Source organism: Nioella aestuarii (genome assembly GCF_050896395.1).
In the GTDB taxonomy this organism is placed as follows: Bacteria; Pseudomonadota; Alphaproteobacteria; order Rhodobacterales; family Rhodobacteraceae; genus Nioella; species Nioella aestuarii.
Genome location: NZ_JBPBBA010000001.1, coordinates 44,057 through 60,951, shown reverse-complemented (window position 1 = coordinate 60,951; position 16,895 = coordinate 44,057). Strand labels below are relative to the sequence as shown.

General features: G+C 61.5%; 19 protein-coding genes and 1 pseudogene. 10 read left to right on the top strand and 10 right to left on the bottom strand.

All coding sequences use genetic code 11. The features are described from left to right. Positions 1–55 precede the first annotated feature (55 nt). A complete protein-coding gene (locus ACROHD_RS00320) occupies positions 56–1,135 on the top strand; it encodes a tetratricopeptide repeat protein (protein ID WP_432675256.1) in 1,080 nt (359 codons plus the stop codon). Here the strand turns inward: ACROHD_RS00320 and ACROHD_RS00315 are convergent. Then, positions 1,132–1,443: a DUF6476 family protein gene (locus tag ACROHD_RS00315; RefSeq protein ID WP_432675255.1), complete on the bottom strand. Its 312-nt coding sequence runs from the start codon at positions 1,441–1,443 to the stop codon at positions 1,132–1,134. The two genes, ACROHD_RS00320 and ACROHD_RS00315, sit on opposite strands and share 4 nt — an antisense overlap. Here ACROHD_RS00315 and ACROHD_RS00310 point away from each other — a divergent pair. The 5 genes and pseudogenes from ACROHD_RS00310 (at position 1,442) to ACROHD_RS00290 (ending at position 6,720) form a co-directional block, all read left to right on the top strand. Further along, complete coding sequence (locus ACROHD_RS00310) at positions 1,442–2,476, top strand: RluA family pseudouridine synthase (RefSeq protein ID WP_432675254.1); 1,035 nt, start codon at positions 1,442–1,444, stop codon at positions 2,474–2,476. The genes ACROHD_RS00315 and ACROHD_RS00310 overlap by 2 nt on opposite strands. Positions 2,477–2,650: 174 nt before the next feature. Continuing rightward, positions 2,651–3,547, top strand: coding sequence for an RNA polymerase sigma factor RpoH (gene rpoH, locus ACROHD_RS00305; protein WP_432675253.1), 897 nt, complete (start codon positions 2,651–2,653; stop codon positions 3,545–3,547). Between the two features lie 85 nt (positions 3,548–3,632). Further along, positions 3,633–4,601 carry a Gfo/Idh/MocA family protein gene (locus ACROHD_RS00300; RefSeq protein WP_432675252.1) on the top strand — a complete coding sequence of 323 codons (969 nt, stop codon included), beginning with the start codon at positions 3,633–3,635 and terminating at the stop codon, positions 4,599–4,601. Positions 4,602–4,687: 86 nt separating this feature from the next. Further along, positions 4,688–6,391 (top strand): annotated as a pseudogene (locus tag ACROHD_RS00295) (tryptophan halogenase family protein). 59 nt (positions 6,392–6,450) lie between these two features. After that, entirely contained in the window at positions 6,451–6,720 is a 270-nt protein-coding gene (locus ACROHD_RS00290; RefSeq protein ID WP_432675250.1) for a DksA/TraR family C4-type zinc finger protein, read from the top strand. A 76-nt stretch (positions 6,721–6,796) separates the two neighbouring features. Here ACROHD_RS00290 and ACROHD_RS00285 read toward each other — a convergent pair whose 3' ends face one another. The 9 genes from ACROHD_RS00285 to ACROHD_RS00245 all read right to left on the bottom strand — a co-directional run bounded on the left by ACROHD_RS00285 (position 6,797) and on the right by ACROHD_RS00245 (position 13,916). Next, on the bottom strand, positions 6,797–7,987 hold the full coding sequence (locus tag ACROHD_RS00285) for a dipeptidase (RefSeq protein WP_432675248.1): 1,191 nt from the start codon (positions 7,985–7,987) through the stop codon (positions 6,797–6,799). A gap of 76 nt (positions 7,988–8,063) precedes the next feature. Next, positions 8,064–8,294 carry a hypothetical protein gene (locus ACROHD_RS00280; protein ID WP_432675247.1) on the bottom strand — a complete coding sequence of 77 codons (231 nt, stop codon included), beginning with the start codon at positions 8,292–8,294 and terminating at the stop codon, positions 8,064–8,066. Beyond that, positions 8,291–8,761 carry a GNAT family N-acetyltransferase gene (locus tag ACROHD_RS00275; protein WP_432675245.1) on the bottom strand — a complete coding sequence of 157 codons (471 nt, stop codon included), beginning with the start codon at positions 8,759–8,761 and terminating at the stop codon, positions 8,291–8,293. The genes ACROHD_RS00280 and ACROHD_RS00275 overlap by 4 nt, the downstream gene beginning before the upstream one ends. Then, entirely contained in the window at positions 8,758–10,572 is a 1,815-nt protein-coding gene (locus ACROHD_RS00270) for a M3 family oligoendopeptidase (protein ID WP_432675502.1), read from the bottom strand. The genes ACROHD_RS00275 and ACROHD_RS00270 overlap by 4 nt, the downstream gene beginning before the upstream one ends. Positions 10,573–10,685: 113 nt before the next feature. Then, positions 10,686–11,021 (bottom strand): AAA+ family ATPase, encoded by a 336-nt coding sequence (locus ACROHD_RS00265; protein WP_432675244.1) that lies wholly within the window; start codon positions 11,019–11,021, stop codon positions 10,686–10,688. 40 nt (positions 11,022–11,061) lie between these two features. Beyond that, positions 11,062–12,114 carry an endonuclease/exonuclease/phosphatase family protein gene (locus ACROHD_RS00260; protein WP_432675242.1) on the bottom strand — a complete coding sequence of 351 codons (1,053 nt, stop codon included), beginning with the start codon at positions 12,112–12,114 and terminating at the stop codon, positions 11,062–11,064. 4 nt (positions 12,115–12,118) lie between these two features. Next, a complete protein-coding gene (locus ACROHD_RS00255; protein WP_432675241.1) occupies positions 12,119–12,802 on the bottom strand; it encodes a TerB family tellurite resistance protein in 684 nt (227 codons plus the stop codon). A 32-nt stretch (positions 12,803–12,834) separates the two neighbouring features. Next, a complete protein-coding gene (locus ACROHD_RS00250) occupies positions 12,835–13,305 on the bottom strand; it encodes a GNAT family N-acetyltransferase (protein WP_432675239.1) in 471 nt (156 codons plus the stop codon). Continuing rightward, entirely contained in the window at positions 13,302–13,916 is a 615-nt protein-coding gene (locus tag ACROHD_RS00245) for a VOC family protein (RefSeq protein ID WP_432675238.1), read from the bottom strand. The genes ACROHD_RS00250 and ACROHD_RS00245 overlap by 4 nt, the downstream gene beginning before the upstream one ends. Here ACROHD_RS00245 and ACROHD_RS00240 point away from each other — a divergent pair. Genes ACROHD_RS00240 through ACROHD_RS00225 form a run of 4 tightly spaced genes read left to right on the top strand, consistent with a single transcriptional unit; the run spans position 13,857 to position 16,881 of the window. Then, positions 13,857–14,549: a 5-formyltetrahydrofolate cyclo-ligase gene (locus ACROHD_RS00240; protein WP_490166571.1), complete on the top strand. Its 693-nt coding sequence runs from the start codon at positions 13,857–13,859 to the stop codon at positions 14,547–14,549. The genes ACROHD_RS00245 and ACROHD_RS00240 overlap by 60 nt on opposite strands. A gap of 59 nt (positions 14,550–14,608) precedes the next feature. Next, positions 14,609–15,085, top strand: a complete 477-nt coding sequence (locus ACROHD_RS00235; protein ID WP_432675236.1) for an OsmC family protein — start codon at positions 14,609–14,611, stop codon at positions 15,083–15,085. Positions 15,086–15,140: 55 nt separating this feature from the next. Beyond that, positions 15,141–15,965, top strand: coding sequence for a TIGR00282 family metallophosphoesterase (locus tag ACROHD_RS00230; protein ID WP_432675235.1), 825 nt, complete (start codon positions 15,141–15,143; stop codon positions 15,963–15,965). After that, positions 15,952–16,881: a DMT family transporter gene (locus ACROHD_RS00225; RefSeq protein WP_432675234.1), complete on the top strand. Its 930-nt coding sequence runs from the start codon at positions 15,952–15,954 to the stop codon at positions 16,879–16,881. Before ACROHD_RS00230 ends, ACROHD_RS00225 begins: the two co-directional genes overlap by 14 nt. Positions 16,882–16,895: the final 14 nt, after the last annotated feature.

Below are 16,895 nucleotides of genomic sequence, written 5' to 3'. Positions count from 1 at the left end.
GGGCGAAATTGGCTAGGGTTTGGCTTGTATTTCAATAACAAACCGGTCTGCTGCCATGAAAATTTCTCTTTCCGTCGCGCTGCCACGGGTTGCAATGACCCTGGCGCTATCCGCCAGCCCCCTGACGCTTGCCGCACAAACCGCGCCTGAAACCGCCGCAGATCTGTGTGTCGAGACGGCCGGACCGCCCAATTCTGGTGTGCCAGTCAGCCCAGAGGCGCAAGACGCGTTGGAGGCGGCGTTGGCAGAAGCAGCACCCTATTGCGAACAGGCGCTGGAGGACGGCAGCGAGGATCCGGTCGTGCTGTTCCATATCGGGGCAATCCGGCAGGCCGATGGCGACCATGAAGAGGCCGTGGCGGCGTTTGAGGCCGCTGCCGCTGCGGGTCTGGCGGCCGCGAACACCAAGCTTGGCGACTACCACCTGTTCGGCATCGGCCCCCTACGCCGCGATGCGGACGAGGCCGCCGGATATTTCGCCGCTGCCGCCGAAGGGGGTGACCCTGCCGGTCAGATGACGCTTGGCCTTTTGCACCGGATCGGGGCCGGGGTGCCGCGCGATACCGGGCGCATGGTGGAACTGATGCGGGCGGCGGCTGATGGGGGCTATCACTTTGCCCAGTATCGGCTTGGTCAAACCTATCTGACAGGTGATGGCATTCCCGGCGGCGAAGATGCCTCGCTTGGCATCCCAAACCGGGACGAGGCGGCGCGCTATCTGTCCATGGCTGCGGAACAGGGGAATATCGAGGCGGTCCTGGATCTGGCCCGCATCTATTCTGAGCTCGATGGCCCCGGCACCGGCGATCCCGAACAGCAGTTCCGCTGGACCGAACGCGCGGTTGAGGCCGGTCTGCCCGATGCAATCGCGGCGCTTGGCTTTCTCTATGAACGCGGGCGCGGGGTAGAGGCCGACCCGGATCAGGCGGCGGCGCTCTATGTACAGGCACTGGAAACCGGCGATGTGGACATGGACGATTTGCGCGGGCGGATCGGCGGCTATGAACCGCCATGGGACCGGGCAACGGCAATGGCCTTTCAGGTGATCCTGCAAGAACGCGGATTGTATCTGGGTGCGATCGACGGTCAGATTGGCCCGATGTCGCGGGCCGCAGCTGCCGCGCTGGACGACTAGGGCGCCGTGATCTCGACGCTTTGACGCAGTTCACCGCTGGCACGGTCGAAAATCAGGATGCGGTCGTCATCGGTCACAACCGCATACCACCCCTCACCCATGGTCACGGCGCTTGCGCGCACGCCCTCGGGCAAAGTCACCTGATCGGGCAGGCTGACACCATCACCGCCCGGGAAACGGGTGACAAAGGTGATCACGACCGCTATCAGCCCGACAATCATCACCACCGTCAGGACCGTCACGAGGATGCGAAGCACCCTCAGGTTCAGCGGGTCCTTGTCGTCCTCTGTCAACGGAGCGTCTTGCATGTCCGGCCTTTCGTCCAAGATCGTCTCGGTCCGTATCGGCCCGGACCCTGCGCCGCGCCTTGATAAGGCACTGGCCCGCGATGTGCCAGAGGATGCATCGCTGAGCCGGTCTCGACTGGCGAAACTGATCGCGGACGGCATGGTGCGCGTGAACGGCGCCGTTGTGACGGATGCGAAGGCGAAGCTTGCCGAGGATGATCTGGTCGAGATCACCGTCGAGGAAGCCGCCGATGTGGCGACGATGCCAGAGGATATCCCGCTGGAGATCCTCTATGAGGATGACGACCTGATCGTGATCAACAAGCCCGTGGGCATGGTGGTGCATCCTGCCCCCGGCACGCCTTCGGGCACGCTGGTTAATGCGCTCCTGCATCATTTCGGTGGCAACCTGTCTGGTGTCGGCGGCGAAAAGCGGCCCGGTATCGTGCACCGGATCGACAAGGACACGTCGGGCCTTTTGGTCGTGGCCAAGTCCGATCGTGCCCATCACGGGCTTGCGGCGCAATTCGAGAAGCACACGGTCGACCGGCATTACCTTGCGCTTTGTCATGGGGAGCCCGATGCCTCTGATCCCCGGTTGCGCGGCGTGCGCGGCACCAGCTTCGAAATGGGTGGCATCCTGAAGATCACCACGCAGCTTGCCCGCCACAAGACCGACAGGCAGCGGCAGGCGGTGCTGTTTTCCGGGGGGCGTCACGCGGTGACGCGGGCGCGGGTCGAGGAAGGGTTCGGCGCGGTGGCGCTGATCAATTGCTGGTTGGAAACCGGCCGCACCCACCAGATTCGGGTGCACCTGTCCCATGCGGGACATGCGTTGATTGGCGACCAGACCTACGGTGGTCGGCGGAAAGTGGCCCCGAAGGTGATGGGCGAGGCACTGGCAGAGGAGCTGAACAGCTTTCCACGCCAGGCCCTGCACGCCGCGACGCTTGGTTTCGTGCACCCTGTCAGTGGCGAATACCTGAGCTTTGAAGCCCCTCTGCCCGAGGACATGGCGTCACTTCTCGAAAAACTTCGCGAAACTGCCCGGTAAGTTGTGCGCAATTGCACGTGAAAACACTGTAACATGGATTGCGGTGCGCGTGTTTAGCAAGATAATGTGTGGTGAAATCGCCGTATGGCTCTTGAACAGGGTCATTAATACTCCCATATCCACCTAAGTTAATCAGATTTACATCTGAGGATGTCGAACAGGGGATCCGAAAACATGAGCAGCTATGCAAATCTCCCGGCACCTTCGCCGGAACAGGGCCTGAACCGCTACCTTCAGGAAATCCGCAAGTTCCCGATGCTGGAGCCGGAGCAGGAATACATGCTGGCCAAACGGTGGGTCGACCACGAAGACACCGATGCCGCCCATCAGATGGTGACGTCGCACCTGCGTCTGGCCGCCAAGATCGCCATGGGCTATCGCGGCTACGGTCTGCCGCAAGCTGAAGTGATTTCCGAGGCCAATGTCGGCTTGATGCAGGCCGTGAAGCGGTTTGACCCCGAAAAAGGCTTCCGTTTGGCGACCTATGCCATGTGGTGGATTCGCGCCTCGATCCAGGAATACATTCTGCGGTCCTGGTCGCTGGTGAAGCTTGGTACGACGAGCGCGCAGAAGAAGTTGTTCTTCAATCTGCGCAAGGCAAAGGCTCGCATCGGCGCGCTGGAAGACGGCGATATGCGGCCGGAAAACGTGGCGCAGATCGCGCATGATCTCGGTGTGACCGAGGATGAGGTGATCTCGATGAACCGGCGTCTGTCGGGTGGTGATGCTTCGCTCAATGCCATGATCGGCACCGAGGGCGATAGCGCGACCCAGTGGCAGGACTGGTTGGAAGACGAAGATGCAGATCAAGCCGGTGATTATGCCGAACGTGATGAAATGCAGCACCGCCTCGCGCTTATGGAAGAGGCCATGGAAGTCCTGAACGAGCGCGAGCGGGATATCCTGACTCAGCGTCGCCTTCAGGACCAGCCGGTGACGCTTGAGGATTTGTCGACTGTCTACGATGTCAGCCGCGAGCGGATCCGCCAGATTGAAGTGCGCGCGTTCGAGAAGCTGCAAAAGCGGATGCGCGAACTGGCGCGGGAACAGGGCGTTCTCGCCCCGGCATAAGAGAATCCCAGGTAACCAGTGTGGGCCCGCCTTTTCGGCGGGCCTTTTTTATGGTCTTGTTCAGGCGAACCGGGAGATGACTGTTATGACCTATCCGATCCGTTGGGGCGTGCTTGGCGCTGCGAATTTCGCGCGATCAACCATGGCCCCCGCCATCCATAATGCTGAAAACGCGGTGCTTTCCGCTCTGGCCACGTCGAGCCCTGATAAAGCTGCGAGTTTCGCGGCGCTTGCCCCGGGGTTGCGGATTCATGACAGCTACGACGCGCTGTTGGCCGACCCGGAGATCGACGCGATCTATATTCCGCTGCCCAATTCGATGCATGTGGAATGGACGGAAAAAGCCGCCCGCGCGGGCAAGCATGTGCTGACGGAAAAGCCGATTGCGATGACGTTGGACGAGGTCGAGCGTTTGATCGCACTGCGCGATGAAACCGGGCTTCTGATCGCTGAGGCCTACATGATTCCCCATCACCCACAATGGCAGATGGTGCGCGATCTGGTGCAGGGAGGCGCGATTGGGGATCTGCTTCACATCGACGGCTATTTCACTTTCCGTCTGAGGGATGGCGGCAATATCCGCCTCAACCCGGATCTCGGCGGGGGTGTGACCCGCGATATCGGTGTATATACGCTCGGCTCTGCCCGACTGGTGACAGGGTTGGAGCCTGAAAACGTGCAATCCCGCTTTGGCTGGCAGAACGGCGTCGATGTCTCGGCACGGATATGGGCCAATTTCGGGGGGGCAACCTGCTCCATCTACATGAGCATGGAGGCCCCGAACCGGCAGGTCGTGACCTATCACGGCACCGAAGGGTTCATCGAACTGCTCGCGCCGTTCAATCCGGTTGTCCACCGTGAGGCATCGGTGCGCGTGGTGCGTGCGGATGGCGAGGAACGCCTGCACCGTTTTCCGTCCGCACGGCAGTATGTCAATCAGGTAGAGGCTTTCGGACGCACGATCCGCGAAGGGGCCGCCTATCCTGTGCCTCTGGAATTTTCGCGGGGAACGCAAGCCGCGCTGGAGGCTGCTTTCTCAGGCGAAATGACCTGAGACACCACTAAACCGCGCAAATTTTGACCCGGAAAGGATTTCCCCCTAGGCTTCTTTGGAATCCAGAAGACCGGTGGGAGGTTGCGATGTCCGACCCGATTAAATCCATAACCATTGTCGGCGGGGGCACCGCCGGATGGATGGCCGCGCTGATCCTGCAATCGAATTTCGGTGATCTGACGCGTCCCGATGCGACGATGAAGATCACCCTGATCGAGTCCCCCAATGTGCCGACCGTGGGCGTGGGCGAGGCGACCGTGCCCAACATGCTGCGGACGCTGCGGATGGCGGGCATCTCCGAGCAGGACTTTTTCAAAACGTGCAATGCCTCGTTCAAGCTTGGGGTATTGTTCGCCAACTGGAACGTGGACCAGAACGGCAAGCAGATAGATTACGTCAATCCCTTTGCCCATCCTCAGGTGATCGCCGGGGTTGATCTGGCGGACTACTATTTGAAATACGGCGCGGGCAAACGCGATTTCATCCAGTGCTTTTCGCCTTCAGTGGCACTTGGAGAGGCTTACAAGGGGCCACGCCCTTTGGGCGAAAAGCCCTACGCGATGCCCGTGGGGCACGCCTACCACCTCGACGCAGGGCGCTTTGCCAACATGATCCGCGACATCTGCAAGTCGCGCGGTGTGCAGCATATCGAGGAGGATGTGGTGCATGTGGAACAGGACGAAAACGGCTATGTCAGCGCCCTCCAACTGACCGAAACGGGGCGCCATGAGACCGAGCTTGTGATCGACTGCACCGGCTTCAAGGGGCTGATCATCAACGAGGTGATGAAAGAGCCCTTCATTTCCTATTCCAACTTCCTGGCCAATGACCGGGCCATGGCGGTGCAGATCCCGCATCCAGATCCGACCAAGATCCCGTCACTGACCCGCAGCTAAGCGCTTGGGGCGGGGTGGGTTTGGCGGGTGCCGCTCTATAACCGGATTGGTACGGGTTATGTCTATTCCTCGGCGCATCGCACGGATGAAGAGGCCCGGGACGAGTTCATCGCGCATCTTGGCGACACCTGGAACGGGGTAGAACCACGCGTGATCCCGATGCGGGTCGGGCGCAACCGCAATGCCTGGGTCAAGAACGTGGTGGCCGTGGGGCTGTCTGGCGGGTTCATCGAGCCGCTGGAATCGACCGCCATTCACATGATCGATATGTCGATCCGCTGGCTGGCCAGCTACTTCCCTGACAAGAGCTATCCAGAGCCTTTGAGGGCCAGATATAACACACTGACCAGCAAGCTTTATGACGAGGTGCGGGATTTTATCTGCCTGCACTACGCGCTTGGGAACCGGACCGACAGCCAATACTGGATCGACGCGCGCGAAGAGCTGGAAGTGCCGGACCGACTGGCCGAGAACCTGGAGCTATGGCGCTACGCCGTGCCCGGACCGCTGGATCTGGAAACCGAGGTTTTGTTCAGCTACGCGACCTATCAGGCGGTGCTGCTTGGCAAGCAGGTCTACAATACCGACTACCCGGCGCCGTCCTTCCGACGGAACGGGAATCTGCCGGCAAATCTGTGGAATGGGTACCTGCAAAAGGCAGAGGCGACCTTTGGGCAAGTGGTGAACAAGATGGCGGACCATTACACGCTGATCCGCGAATTGCGCGGAGAGTTGCCAAAGCCGAAACCCGCCCCGCAATTCATGATGAACCAGCCGACGGTCGGAATGCCGGGCGCGCCACCTCCAAAGATCCCCATCGGCAATCCAAGCCCGGCCTCTGCCCCATCCCGGTCCGCGAAGGATGAGAATGACGGGTCTGTCAGCCTGCTCTAGCGGGAGTGGGGGTGGCTCTGCTATCGTCGGCCGGTCAGCAACTCATGCGGATCGGGGACATGGCCGGAGGATGGGCGCGCGACGGCGCGGTATCAGAACAGATCGAAGCCTCGATCGAGGATGAACTGAAGCGGATGAAAGCCCGGGCGCAGCCGCAGGGCGAAAGCCTGACCCATTGTGCCGAATGCGATGAAGAAATCCCCGAGGCGCGGCGCAAGGCTCTTGCCGGAGTGAAGCTGTGCATCGACTGCCAGGAGGAACGCGACGGGGCGTTCAAGGCGCGTGGCGGGATCAATCGGCGGGGATCGAAAGACAGTCAGCTGAAATAGAGCGGTGGAAGGATCTTCGAAGATCCTTGAAAAAGTCTTGCAAGACTTTTCTGCCGCCCGGCCGCGCTGTTGGAAATCAGTTCAAGCGGGCCCGCAAGACACGCAGCATATTCCCGCCCATGACCTTCGCGATCTGATCCTCGCTTGCCCCGGCGCGCAGCAGCGCATCGGTCAGCGCGGCGAGTTCCGACGTATCGAACGCCGTTGCAACGGACCCGTCGAAATCAGACCCTAGCGATACGTGATCTTCTCCCACCACCTCGATCGCGGCCATGATCACCGCGGCAACCCCTTCGGGACTGTCATCGCAGGTCACATCGGCCCAGTAGCCGATGCCGATGACGCCGCCACCCAGATCGGCCCCGTTGGCAACGATCTCGGCCATCAGGTCATCGGGGAAGTTCCGATGTACATCGCAGGCAGAGCGCAGGCCGGTGTGGCTGACCACCAGCGGGATATCGGTCATCTCCACCACGTCGCGCGCCACCTGTTCCGAGGAATGGGCGAGGTCCAACACCATGCCGCGTGCCACCACCTGTTCCACAACCGCGCGCCCAAAATCGGTTAGCCCGGCATTGGCCTCGCCATGCAGCGACCCGCCCAATTCGTTATCGAAGAAATGGTGCAGCCCGATCAGCCGGTACCCTGCCGCCTCGAGCCGGTCGAGATTGGACATGTCGCCCTCTAGCGCGTGCGCACCTTCGATGCCGAGAATCCCTCCCACGACGGTCTGCCCCTCGGCCCGTGCCGTCAGCAGCGCATCAAGGTCGGCCTCTGTCGTCACGACCCTCAGCCGCCCGTCGGAGGCCGCGGCAAAGCCATGTAGCCGCTCGGCCTGGTAAAGCGCGCGTTCCGACAGGCTGCCCCAGGTCCGCATCGGCCAGAGCTGCCCCATGGCAAGCGCCGTGATGTTGTCGAAAGAATCGGCCGAGTTCTCATGGTAGTTCATGCCCGCCGGGCTCTTGGTCACGGCGGTGAAAACCTGCAGGGCGACATTGCCCTCCAGCAGGCGCGGGATATCGACATGCCCGCGGGTGCCGCGTTCGTTCAGGTCGCGATTCCACAGCAGACTGTCTGCGTGCCAGTCACCAATGGTCAGGCGGGCGTGCAGGGCTGCGGCCGCATCTGACACCGGATAGGGATCATGGGGCGCAACCGCATTGCGGGACCGTTCCACATAGGCCGGTGCGAAGATCAGGAACAGCGCCACGCCGATCACCAAAAGCCAAAGCAGCCGTCCGATCCATTTGCCAATGACCTGAACCATGAAATCCTCCCACAAAACGATGCGCAAAACCTAAGTGGGTTTCGGAGCTGAACAAAGACTAACGCTAGGGAAGGGGTTATCTACCTTGCCGGAATGCCCGCCAGATCAGTTTGATGTCGAGTGCCGCCACGGCGATCCCGAACGGGATCATCCAGAATCCCAGAATCGGCAAAAAGCCAAAGACGCCACCGATGATCAACAGCAGCCCCAGAACCAGCCGCAATCCCGCAGGCACGCTCGACCTGATCCAGACCAACCCGCGCTTCAAGCGCATTCGGATCGCGGCCCATCTGTCGGAGGCATTCATGGCAGATCCAGCTGCAAAATGTGCTGAGGGCCGGAGCTACCGCCATGATAAAGCGCACCCGCATCCATCCAGCCGCCAGAAAGATAGGCGCTGTAGGCGCGCGTGTTCCGGCAATTTACAGTCAGATAATACAGCCGTTGCGACGGGTAGCGCGCCCGCAGGTACCCCGGAAGTACCGCCAGCATTGCCCGCCCCAGACCTAGGCCCTGATACTGCGCGCCGATCAGCAAACCGCGCAGGCCCCAGCCATGAGCCTGAGCAAAGTCATGGAAAGGCGCATAGCCGCGGTCGATCTTGAAGAAACCGACCACAGTGTCCCCCTCGCGCACCGCGTGGAAGTCGCGGTCTGGCGAGGGGTCTTTCACCATATTGTCAATGACCCCTACGAAATCCGCCTGACCGGGGCCGAGGGCGAGGTGCGAAACCTCTGCCCCCCGATCCCGCGGCAGGTCAGAGATCGTGATCACCCTTCCATAGCCTCCAGCTGGTCGATGAAGCCCTCGATCATGGACAGGCCCTTGTCCCAGAAGGCGGGGTCGGACGCGTCCAGGCCAAACGGGGCCAGCAGTTCCTTGTGGTGCTTGGATCCGCCCGCCTTCAGCATGTCGAAATACTTCTCCTGGAAGTCATCGCCGCCTTCTTCGTAGACCGCGTAAAGCGCATTCACGAGGCCGTCGCCAAAGGCATAGGCATAGACATAGAAGGGCGAGTGCACGAAATGGGGGATATAGGCCCAGAAGGTCTCATACCCGTCCATGAAGTTGAAGACCGGCCCAAGGCTTTCGGCCTGCACGGACATCCACAGCGCGTTGATGTCGTCGGGCGTCAGTTCGCCTTCGGCACGGGCGGCGTGCAGCTTGCACTCGAAGTCATAGAACGCGATCTGGCGCACGACCGTGTTGATCATGTCTTCGACTTTGCCAGCCAGCATCACCTTGCGTTCGGCGTCCGACTTGGCGCGCGACAGCATCTTGCGGAAGGTCAGCATCTCACCGAAGACCGACGCGGTTTCCGCCAGCGTCAGCGGGGTGGAGGACAGCAGTTCACCCTGACCCGCCGCCAGTCGCTGATGCACGCCATGGCCAAGCTCGTGGGCCAGCGTCATCACGTCCCGCGGTTTGCCCAGATAGTTCAGCATCACATAAGGGTGGGCATCGGCGACGGTTGGATGGGCGAAGGCGCCGGGGGCCTTGCCTTCTTTCACGGCCGCATCGATCCAGCCATCGGTAAAGAAGGGCTCAGCCAGCTCCGCCATGCGGGGGTCGAAATCGGCGTAGGCCTCGGACACGACCTTGCGCGCCTCATCCCATCCCACCAGCCGGTCATCTTCCATCGGCAGGGGCGCGTTGCGGTCCCAGACCTCCAGCGTATCAAGACCCAACCACTTGGCCTTCAGCGCATAATAGCGATGCGACAGGCGCGGATAGGCGGCGACGACGGCATTGCGCAGCGCCTCTACCACCTCGGGTTCGACGTGGTTGGCAAGGTGGCGGCCCGTCTGCGGGGTGGGCAGCTTGCGCCAGCGATCCTCGATTTCCTTTTCCTTGGCCAACGTGTTGTGGACGCGGGCGAACAGCCCGATCCGCTCGCCGAAGGTCGCGGCAAGCGCCCGCGCACCGGCTTCGCGCCGGTCACGGTTCTGGTCGGTCAGCAGGTTCAGAGTGGCCTCGATGCCAAGCTCCTCGCCGTCGACATCGAAGGTAAGCCCGGCGATGGTTTCATCAAACAACTTGTTCCACGCGGCAGCCCCCACCATCGACTGATCGTGCAGGAACTTCTCCAGCTCATCAGACAGCTGGTAGGGCTTCATCGCGCGCATCCGGTCAAAGATCGGGCGGTATCGGGCGAGATCGGCATTGGCCGCCATCAGCCCTTCGAAATGCGCGTCTTCCAGCCGGTTGAACTCCAGGCCCCAGAAGACCAGCGACGTTGTGGATACGGTGATCGCCTCTTGCATGTTTGACATGAACTGCGCCCGTTCCGGGTCGGTCGTGTGCTGATAATAGCGCAGCCCCGCAAAGGACATCAGCCGCCCGGCAATCAGGTCGATTTTTTCATAGCGCTGCACGGCTTCCAGCATCTGGTCGGCCGACAGATCGGCCAGCTTGCCTTCGTAGTCAGCGGCAAAAGCGGCGCATTCCTTGGCCAGCCAGTCCTTGTCGCGCGCGATCTCGGGGGCATCCGTGGCAGGATAGAGATCGCTCAAGTCCCATTCCGGAAGATCCCCCAGATTATCGGCCCCTCCACCAGCATTTGCATCGCGGACGGGCAGGGGCATCGGGATGGTGGAGAACTGCATTGGGAACCTCTCTTGCATTGCACGGGCTACAGATAGGCAGCCCCATGGGCAAAGTGCAATGGAGGCCGCGCATCAGGTCGGGAATTCGATGTCTAAAGATCAACCGGGTCCTCGACCGGATCGAGCTCTTCGCCGGTTTCGGGGTCCTGCGGTACACGGCGGCGGATGATGATATCGCCATTGGGCAACCGTTCTGGCAGCTCATACAGGGCGACGTCGTCAATCAGAGCGCCAAGTTCGGCGATCATCGGCAGCAGGTGTTCATCCACGAAGGGGCGCATTTCCTCGGCCAACCCTTCCAGGATCAGGCGAGAGCCCTCTGACAATAGGCCCCAACCTTCGCGCAGATTGCTGTCTTCCCCACTTTCCTGCGCTGCGGCAGGGGTGGTGAGGGCGATGAACAGGGCAAGGGGGATGGCGTGTTTCATAGGCCATAAGATATGCGCAACGGCACCCGGTTTGAAGGGGTCAGCCGCTGACCGGGGCGGGGAAAGGCCCGTTCAGCTCCATCGTCACCGGGAAATGGTCCGACGCGACCAACAATGCGCGTTGCAGGGTTTCATTCCTCCAGCACGAAGGGTCTTCAAACGGGTGCCAGATACGCCAGCCCCTGCAGAACGGGCGCAGGACCGGGCTGACCATGATGTAATCCAGAAGCGCCGTCAGGAAACGGTCTTCGTCGCGAATATAAAAACGCGCGGTGGTAGGCTGTGCGCCGAGCCGTGATTGCAGCGCCTGTTCCGCATGTGGATCATACAGCTGATCTTCGGCGTCCAGATCTGTGCCCAGAACAATCTCCAGCCCCGACCGGCCAAACAGCCGTTCGAACTCGTCAAGCCCCGGGCCATCGTTGAAGTCCCCCGCCACGATCAGCGGATCGCCCATGTCGAGGTGATGATCCACCCGTTCGCGCAGCCAGATGCATTGCGCCAATTGCTTTCGCCGGTTGGCGATGGCCAGCCGCAGCATCTCGTCACGGTTGCGTGCGCCATGGGGGGCTTTGGACTTCGCATGAACTCCAATCAGGCGAAACGTGCCCTCAGCACTGTCGATCAGCGCCTCCAGCGGCGGTTTGGAGAACTTCACCAGATCCTCAGTCGCGTCGATGTCGAGGTCGATCCGGTAGGTTCCGTCAAAACGCGGTGCAACACGCGCGCCTTTCTTGCCGGTCTCTTCGCCGATCGGATCGTGAATCGCTTCCATCACGTCGGGATCGTAAAGAAGCATCAATTCCTGCTGCGTGTGGTTTTCGAACCCGATCAGGGCCTTGCGCGCCCGGATACCGGCGTGGGCCGCGAATTTTTCCAAGGCCAAGCTGCCATTTCGCTGGCGCGAACTGTCCGGTGCTTCGACGACCAGAATGGCGTCCGCATCCAGACGCTGAAATACGAAGGACAGGGCGGCCAGCTGTTCGCCGCGCGTCACATCCTGGCGGCCGGACCACTGCCCGTCATCCAGCAAAGCGCCGTCGTCATCGAAGAGATTGGCAAACCATTCGACGTTGTAGGTTGCGATGCGCACTGGCCTAGCTCCCGTGGTGGGTTTCGATCTCTTCCCATGCCTTGTTGATGGCGATCAACCGGGTCTGGGCCAGCTGAACGGCTTCCTCGGGGACGCCGCGCGCCATCATCCGGTCAGGATGGGTTTCCACGACCAGCCGCCGCCATGCCTTGCGGATGTCATCAAGGGACATCGTCGGATCGACGCCCAGAACGGTGTAGGGGTCTGGATCGGCATCGGGCACGATCCGGGCGCGCAGGGCGGCAAAATCCCGTTTGGACATGCCAAAGATCTCGGCGACCCTTTCCAAAAAGGCGTTCTCCGCCGGGTGGTATTCGCCATCAGCCACGGCAATGTGAAACAACCCGTCCATCAGGTCCGTCAACACGGCGCTGTCGGTTTCGAACATTGTGGCGATCTTGCGGGCGTAATCCTCGAACCCGGCAACGTCCTCGCGTGCCAGGTTGAAGACGCGGGCTGCCGATTTTTCATCGGCCTGCGGAATGGCAAAAACCTCTCGGAAGGCAGTAACCTCGTTTCGAGTGACCAGACCATCGGCCTTGGCCATTTTTGCGCCGAGGGCGATTACGGCAATCGCAAAGCCAACGGTCAATTCCGGCGGCTTGCGCAGCTTGTCGAACATCGCGCCAAGCCCTTCACCAGAGGCGAGGGCTGAAAGCGCGTCACTGATACGGGACCACAAAGACATGTAGGACTTTTACCCCGGATGGGCCGGGAATGTCAGAGGAATTTCTGCATCAGCACAAGATCGTGCCATCGCCCGAATTTTCGCCCCACCTCCGGCAGCCGTGCCGTGTGGGCATAGCCAAGCGCGCTGTGAAAGGCGAGTCCGGCACTGTTTTCACCCGAGATGCCTGCAAAAAGCGAATGCACCCCGGCCTTGCGGGCATGGTCTTCCATAGCGGCCATCAGGGCGCGCCCCAGCCCCCGGCCCTGGGCCGAGGGCGTGATATGTACAGAATGTTCCATCGTATGGACGTAGCCCGGCCCGCCCCGGAACTGGAAATAGGTGGCAAATCCCACAACGGTGCTCGCGTCTTCGGCAACCCAATAGGGCTGTGAAGCCATCGCTCCGGCAATTGCCGAGGGTTGCTTTTCTTCAGTGGTAAAGGTGGCCACCGTATCGCGAATGATGTGGTTCCAGATCGCCGCAATGGCAGGCGCGTCAGCAGGTCGGGCGGTGCGGATCACAGGCGGATGGTTCCCTTTGGACCGGTCAACTCGACCGAAAGCGCCGGGGCGGGGCCGGCTACTATAGACAGGCGCGGATCGGTGATCATGGGGGCCAGCGTGGCCGATAGGGCAGCGGCTTCGGGATGGGTCAGGGTGATCCCGGTCATGCGAATGCCATGGTCGGGCAGGCGCGGGGCTGGATGGGCGCTGCCCTGCCATTCGATCATCGCCGGAAAGCAGTTGTTGAAGGGCAGCTTGCCGTCCTTTGGCACGGCCATCCGCCATCGCAGATCGCCCCGTTCTAGGTCCCAGGGCTCTCCCGCCCCTTTCGGCGCGGCTGCAAGCGCGGCGTTCAGGTCGGGACAACGGCAAATCCAGTTGGTCATGCGGGGTTGGCCTGCGAAATTATCGATGTCGAACCACCGCGGCTGATCAGGGCCGGGGGCATCTGGGTTGATCGCGATGACCTCCAGGTATTCATCTGCCCCAAGCGACAGCAGCCGGTTATGGGTGCCCATGGCGGCGTGTTCCCCACCGGGGGCCAGTGTCACGCCCAATTGGCTCTCGACATGGGCGACACCGTTGGCAAGCCTGTCGCAGGAAATGGCCAGATGGTCGAATGTCAGCATGAGTTTTCCCATTGCAGGAGTATCTTTCGGCGCAGGAAACCCCGCTTGCCGCCGAAGTGCAAGAGAAAGGCCAGAATGGACCTGACCGCCCGAAAAAACGCTCTCCGCAAGCAGGCCTTTGCCGCCCGGGCGGGGGCCTTTGAACGCGCGTCCGTCGAGGACGCCTATTCCGCATTGTTGAAAGAGATCGGCCCCGTGACAGGCAAGGTCATTGCCGCCTACATGGCTATGCGGACCGAGCTTGATCCAACGCCGGCCATGACCGCGTTGGCCGAGGTAAATCGCATCTGCGTACCGGTGATCGAGGCCAATGGTCAGCCGCTCAAGTTCCGCGAATGGCGGCCCGGTTGCCGGATGGTCGATGGCCCTTTCGGAGCGCAGGTGCCAGAAAATGGAGACTGGCTGGAACCCGAAATCGTCATCGCACCGCTAGTGGCGTTCGACCGGGGCTGCAACCGCTTGGGCTATGGTGGCGGGTTCTATGACCGGACGCTGGAAGGGCTGCGCGCCAAGCGTCCCACCCGCGCAATCGGCTTCGCCTACGCAGCGCAGGAACTGGAGGGGTTGGTGGTGGAACCCACGGACCAGTTGCTCGATGCGGTGGTGACCGAGGCAGGCGTCTTCCGGCCCTGACGGGGCTGGTCCCGGCGCTGTATTGCGCTAGGATTTGCGAATTCTCGGAGAGACAGCCAATGGCCAAACACGACTACACCGCGCGTATCGTCTGGACGGGAAACCGGGGGCAGGGGACGGCAAGCTATCGTGGCTATGACCGGACATGGAATGTAGAGACCCCGGGAAAGCCGGTGATCAACTGTTCCAACGACCCGCTTCTTGGTGGTGATCCGACCCTTCACAACCCCGAGGACATGCTGATCGCGGCGCTGTCTGCCTGCCACATGCTGTGGTTCCTGCATCTGGCCAGCGATGCAGGGATCGTGGTTGAGTGCTATGAGGACGAGCCGCTGGCGGTGGGGGAAAGCCTGCCCTCCGGTGCCGGGCGGTTTCTGTCAGCCACGTTGCGGCCGCGGATCATGCTCGCGCCCGGATCAGACGCTGATGCGGCGGACCAGATTCATGGCCGTATTCACGAGGTGTGCTACATCGCCCGATCTGTTAATTTTCCGGTCAGCTATGATGCCACCTACTCGGTACGGCCCTCTGCCTGACGGCAAACGCAGCCGACCACTTGCCGCCTCGCGCCGAACCGCCTAAGCCTTGGACATGAGATTGCTTTTTCTTGGCGATGTGATGGGGCGCGCGGGGCGTGCTGGCATCACCGAAACACTCCCCCGGCTGAAAACCGATTGGCGGCTCGACTTTGTCGTGGTCAATGGTGAGAACGCAACCTCGGGCCATGGCCTGTCGCAAAGCCACGCGGAAACCATGCTGGCCGCCGGGGTTGATTGCCTGACCCTAGGCGATCACGCCTTCGATCAGCGCGACATGCTGCAGTTCATCGACAAGGAACCGCGCATCGTGCGGCCGATGAATTATGCCAAGACCGCGCCGGGGCGCGGCTTTCAGCTGTTCGAGGCCAAGGGCGGGCGCAAGGTGCTGGTGATGCAGGCCCTTGGTCAGGTGTTCATGAAACGCCCCTTCTCGGACCCGTTCTCGGCCGTTGAGGGGGTCTTGCGCAGCCATCCGCTTGGTGGACTCGCAAGCGCGATCATTGTCGATATCCATTGCGAAGCGACGTCAGAGAAAATGGCCGTCGGTCATTTCTGTGATGGGCGGGCGAGCCTTGTTGTCGGCACCCACACTCACGTGCCGACTGGTGACGCGCAGGTTCTGCCCGGCGGCACGGCTTACCTGACAGATGCGGGCATGTGCGGCGACTACAACAGCGTGATCGGCATGGAAAAGGGTGAACCCCTGCGCCGCTTCATAACCGGAATGCCGAAAGAGCGTTTCACCCCCGCCGCGGGCGAGGCCACCCTTTCGGGCGTGTTTGTCGAAACTGATGACAAGACAGGCAAGGCTTTGCGCGTGGCCCCGATCCGCATTGGCGGGCGGCTGCAACAGGCGGAGCCGGATGGCGCGCTCTGAGAAACTCTGGCTGGTGGCGGTGCTGCTGGCCTGCGCCATGGGGTGGGGCATCTCCATTCCCATGGGCAAGATAGCGGTCAGCGAGGGCTATCGCCATATCGGCATTATCTTCTGGCAGTTCGTCCTTGGTGCGTTGGTTCTGGGCGTCATCAACCGAATGACTGGACGCGGCCTGCCAACCGATCCGCGTGCATTGCGGTTTTACCTGATTATTGCCCTCATCGGCACGCTTCTGCCCAACACTGCCAGCTATACGGCGGCCATTCACCTGCCCGGCGGCATCCTTGCGCTCTGCATCGCCACGGTGCCGATGATCGCCTTTCCAATCGCGCTGGCCTGGGGCAATGACCGGTTCTCGACCAAGCGTCTCGTCGGTCTCAGCTTCGGTCTTGCAGCCATCGCCATGATCATGCTGCCAGAGACCAGCCTGCCCGATCCTGCCATGCTGGCCTGGGTTCCGGTGGGGCTGATCGCACCTGCATTCTATGCCTTCGAAGGCAATTATGTGGCCCGTCACCAACCAGAGACGCTGGATGCGGTGCAGGTGTTGTTTGGGGCGTCGCTTGTGGGGATTGTGATCTCGCTGCCCATTGCACTGCTGTCGGGCGAATGGATATCCCCTCTGCCGCCCTACCGGATGCCGGATCTGGCTGTGGTGATCTCTTCGATTGCCCATGCGCTCAGCTATGCGGGATATGTCTGGCTGGTCGGGCGCGGCGGGCCGGTCTTTGCGGTGCAGATATCCTATCTGGTGACCGGGTTCAGCGTGGGCTGGTCGTGGATATTGCTTGGCGAATCCTATTCGCCCTGGGTTTGGGCGGCGTTTGCTCTGATGCTGACCGGGATCGCGCTTGTTCAACCGCGCGCGAAGGATCCTCTTGCCCATCCCGTGCCGCTCGGGAATGATGGCCGCTGACCAATCGGGACGGG

Bases quoted from the DNA above. Each gene is read 5' to 3' on its own strand.
- ACROHD_RS00320 (WP_432675256.1), top strand. From the start codon at position 56: ATGAAAATTTCTCTTTCCGTCGCGCTGCCACGGGTTGCAATGACCCTG.
- ACROHD_RS00310 (WP_432675254.1), top strand. From the start codon at position 1,442: ATGTCCGGCCTTTCGTCCAAGATCGTCTCGGTCCGTATCGGCCCGGAC.
- ACROHD_RS00315 (WP_432675255.1), bottom strand. From the start codon at position 1,443: ATGCAAGACGCTCCGTTGACAGAGGACGACAAGGACCCGCTGAACCTG.
- rpoH (WP_432675253.1), top strand. From the start codon at position 2,651: ATGAGCAGCTATGCAAATCTCCCGGCACCTTCGCCGGAACAGGGCCTG.
- ACROHD_RS00300 (WP_432675252.1), top strand. From the start codon at position 3,633: ATGACCTATCCGATCCGTTGGGGCGTGCTTGGCGCTGCGAATTTCGCG.
- ACROHD_RS00290 (WP_432675250.1), top strand. From the start codon at position 6,451: ATGGCCGGAGGATGGGCGCGCGACGGCGCGGTATCAGAACAGATCGAA.
- ACROHD_RS00285 (WP_432675248.1), bottom strand. From the start codon at position 7,987: ATGGTTCAGGTCATTGGCAAATGGATCGGACGGCTGCTTTGGCTTTTG.
- ACROHD_RS00280 (WP_432675247.1), bottom strand. From the start codon at position 8,294: ATGAATGCCTCCGACAGATGGGCCGCGATCCGAATGCGCTTGAAGCGC.
- ACROHD_RS00270 (WP_432675502.1), bottom strand. From the start codon at position 10,572: ATGCCCCTGCCCGTCCGCGATGCAAATGCTGGTGGAGGGGCCGATAAT.
- ACROHD_RS00265 (WP_432675244.1), bottom strand. From the start codon at position 11,021: ATGAAACACGCCATCCCCCTTGCCCTGTTCATCGCCCTCACCACCCCT.
- ACROHD_RS00255 (WP_432675241.1), bottom strand. From the start codon at position 12,802: ATGTCTTTGTGGTCCCGTATCAGTGACGCGCTTTCAGCCCTCGCCTCT.
- ACROHD_RS00240 (WP_490166571.1), top strand. From the start codon at position 13,857: ATGGGCGACACCGTTGGCAAGCCTGTCGCAGGAAATGGCCAGATGGTC.
- ACROHD_RS00245 (WP_432675238.1), bottom strand. From the start codon at position 13,916: ATGCTGACATTCGACCATCTGGCCATTTCCTGCGACAGGCTTGCCAAC.
- ACROHD_RS00235 (WP_432675236.1), top strand. From the start codon at position 14,609: ATGGCCAAACACGACTACACCGCGCGTATCGTCTGGACGGGAAACCGG.
- ACROHD_RS00230 (WP_432675235.1), top strand. From the start codon at position 15,141: ATGAGATTGCTTTTTCTTGGCGATGTGATGGGGCGCGCGGGGCGTGCT.
- ACROHD_RS00225 (WP_432675234.1), top strand. From the start codon at position 15,952: ATGGCGCGCTCTGAGAAACTCTGGCTGGTGGCGGTGCTGCTGGCCTGC.